2 protein-coding genes are annotated in these 3,154 nt (G+C 41.9%); both read right to left on the bottom strand.

The features are described 5' to 3' along the window. Positions 1 to 227: 227 nt before the first annotated feature. A complete protein-coding gene (locus WFH18_RS17105; RefSeq protein ID WP_004281883.1) occupies positions 228 to 1,286 on the bottom strand; it encodes a 2,3-butanediol dehydrogenase in 1,059 nt (352 codons plus the stop codon). Between the two features lie 267 nt (positions 1,287 to 1,553). Further along, positions 1,554 to 3,062, bottom strand: coding sequence for an oleate hydratase (locus WFH18_RS17100; RefSeq protein WP_336755341.1), 1,509 nt, complete (start codon positions 3,060 to 3,062; stop codon positions 1,554 to 1,556). Positions 3,063 to 3,154 lie beyond the last annotated feature (92 nt).

Raw genomic sequence — 3,154 nt, 5'->3', positions numbered from 1 at the left:
TATTATGGTCAGCCTCAGGGTGAAGTGTGTCTAATCAACAGGGTTTTCGGTCTCTAAGCACTTTTTAAAGGGAACATCATCGACTCAAATCTCTATTTGCAACAGTGCCGTAAATTTGAGAATGAATCTGTACGTACAGACTCATTCCCTATCTATAAAGATATTAGAAATAGCTACATAGAGTTTATTTCTAGTTTATTCAAATTAGTCGTTCAAATTAGGCGTTACTACGGATGAACAATAATTTTTACAGCAGACTCATTATTATGAATCAATGTTTCAAAGCCTTTAGAAACAAGATCATCTAATGCAATCCGTTGGGTAATAAAAGGTTCTAGATTAATCTTACCTTGCTCAACCAAACGGATAGTTTCCTGATGATCATTTACATAAGCAATCGTGCCACGAATATCTAGCTCTTTCATCACCACACTATGCACATTAATTGTGGCAGGATGGCTCCAAATAGAAACGATAACGACTACACCAGTTGGTTTCATTGCTGCAACGAGTGTATCCATGACTTTATTGACACTACTACATTCAAAAGCGACATCTACACCGCGGTCTTCTGTAATTTTCATTACCTCAGCAACTACATCAACCTTAGATGGGTCTAGTACATAATCGGCAACACCCGCTTCTATCGCTTTTTCTTTACGTTTTGCACTCAGTTCAGTAATGATGACCGTGAGACCTTTAGCCTTTAAAATAGCAGATAAAAGTAAGCCTATTGGGCCTGCTCCACCAACCAGTGCGATATCGCCAGCTTTTGCGCCACTTCTGACATAGGCATGATGACCGACAGATAAAGGTTCTATCAATGCTGCTTGGTCTAAAGGAATATCATTTGAAATAGGATGTACCCAACGCCGCTGAACTGCAATTTTTTCAGAAAGACCACCACCGCGTCCGCCTAAACCAATAAAGTTCATATTTTTTGATAAATGATACTTATCATTGGGGCCAGTCGGCACATCGTCAGCAATGATGTAGGGTTCAACTACGACATGTTGCCCAATTTGGATATCATCTACACCCTCTCCAACTGCATAAACCACGCCTGAAAATTCATGTCCCATTGTTACAGGTGCAGATTCTCCCGAAATTGGGTGTGGGTGACCACAAGGTGGAATAAAAATAGGACCTTCCATGAATTCATGTAAATCTGTACCGCAAATACCACACCACGCAACTTGAATTCCAACTGTGCCTGGAAGTACTTTCGGTTCAGGGATATCTTCAATTCGAATATCCCCTCGGTCATAAAAACGAGCTGCTTTCATTTTATATTCCTTATATTGATGTTAACGGTAAACCAGTGCGTACACGGCCTCAACTTTCAATAAAGTATAAAAGGTGTTTGTGTAGGCAATACCCTTACTTTTGATAAGCCAAAAGAAAGCAAAAGCCTTTGTTACCCATACATAACATCCCTATTATGATGGATAACGTGTGGCATCCCTGCCACACTCGTGTATCCAAACGTTGCTTAAATTAAACTATGTAATAGTGGCGACATAAAGGTGCTCTTATCGCTATATATTAAAAACTTAGTGGAACACTGTTTCTAAAGCTTTTAAACCCACTTTGGGATCAAGTAGACCGTTGTAAATTTCAGGGATTTCACGTTCCACCCCAAAAAATTCATAAATGGCAAGCATCGCCCCACGAACTGAATATTCCACAGTAAAGACCACGTCATCTTCAATTTCCACAAACTGTCCAAGGAAAGCAAAGTTTTGTGAGCCTTGTGGAATTACCTGTGGACGATCCCCCGGTTTACGGCAGGCGAATAGGGCAGAGGCGTATGGCATCATGGCGGTAGTAACATCAGTCGTTGCCAAAACATGATCTAAAATGTCGTCAAAACCGAGCTGTTTAATCAGTTCTGTTAGGATTTCTTGCCCCGTGGCTTCGGACATTGGTTTTTTGATGTAATCGCCTATATGGTCAATTTGGAAACCGTAGCCCCATAAGGTATATAAACCTTCAGGTAAGTCGGCAAAGTGTGGCTGTGCAGGAACCACGATGGATAAATGCCAACCCGACTCATACCAAGTCATGAGTGCGCCTGTGCCTGGTTCATTGCCTGTATAGTCAATAATACGTTTAAGTAGCACGTCATCTTTCATGGTCAGAGTGAAAGACTCCCACTTATGTTCATCGACATTGCCATAAAAAGTCATTGGACGGCCAAAGTCTGGGGCTTTTTGTGCCAGCGTTTCCCAAAGCGTCCAGCCATGATCTTCTCGATGACGAATAAGGGCAGGCACGTCATGATTACCGCCATAACGTGAGTCTGCTGTAATAGAGCCTAAAGTGAAAATAGCTAAATCATTGGCTTTCAGATTAATTTGCTCTGAGCCTTCAGGCAATTGTACATATAGGCGTGAAGCGTAGCGTTCTTGAGTTTCAGCATTGGTAATGAAGTCTGCATCTGTGACATAGTGTCCAAAACGCACATCGACGCCTTGTGCGACTAACCAACGCTGTAGGGGCAGAATCATCGAGTCATATTGGTTGTACTTGGTACGTTTCACACCCGCTAAGGTATGAATGCGTGGCAATTCTTGAATAAAACGCAAGAAATAGCGTCTTAACTCTGCTGCACTGTGCCATTTTTGAAAAGCGAAAGTCGTGCGCCACATGCGCCAGAAATTGGTTTCAAAAAAGGTTTCATCAAAAAACTCATCAATGCGGCGACTGCCAATTTTTTCTTCTTTTGAAGCTAATAGGCGCAGCATCTGTGCACGATGTAGCGTATTCAGACCAAGCTTTGCTGCATCCGCAATGACATGTTCGGCATCAATCAACCGTGCATTGGCGTGGGTTTTCACTTTTTCATTAAACTCACGACATTCTTCACGCACCGAAATGTCTGGATTTTCCAAAGATGGAATACTGGAAAATAAGTCCCATAGGCACAAATAAGTTTCATCGGTCAGCATTCGCCCACCACGTGTTACCCAAGCTTGCGCGGCATGCGGTGTATGTCCACCATCCATCGAACCACCTGAAATATCGAGTTCTTCTAAAATATGGCTCTGTACACGACAAATTTCACAGAACCCTTATCCTATCAGGATTCTGCCTTCTTAAAATTGCCAAAATTTCCTTAAACTCTTCTTTTTTCCCAAAACCAATTAAACGC

The organism is Acinetobacter sp. USHLN143 (genome assembly GCF_037145695.1).
Classification (GTDB): Bacteria; Pseudomonadota; Gammaproteobacteria; order Pseudomonadales; family Moraxellaceae; genus Acinetobacter; species Acinetobacter fasciculus.
Note: the sequence above shows the minus strand (reverse complement) of the source record. Positions and strands in the feature narration are given on the sequence as shown.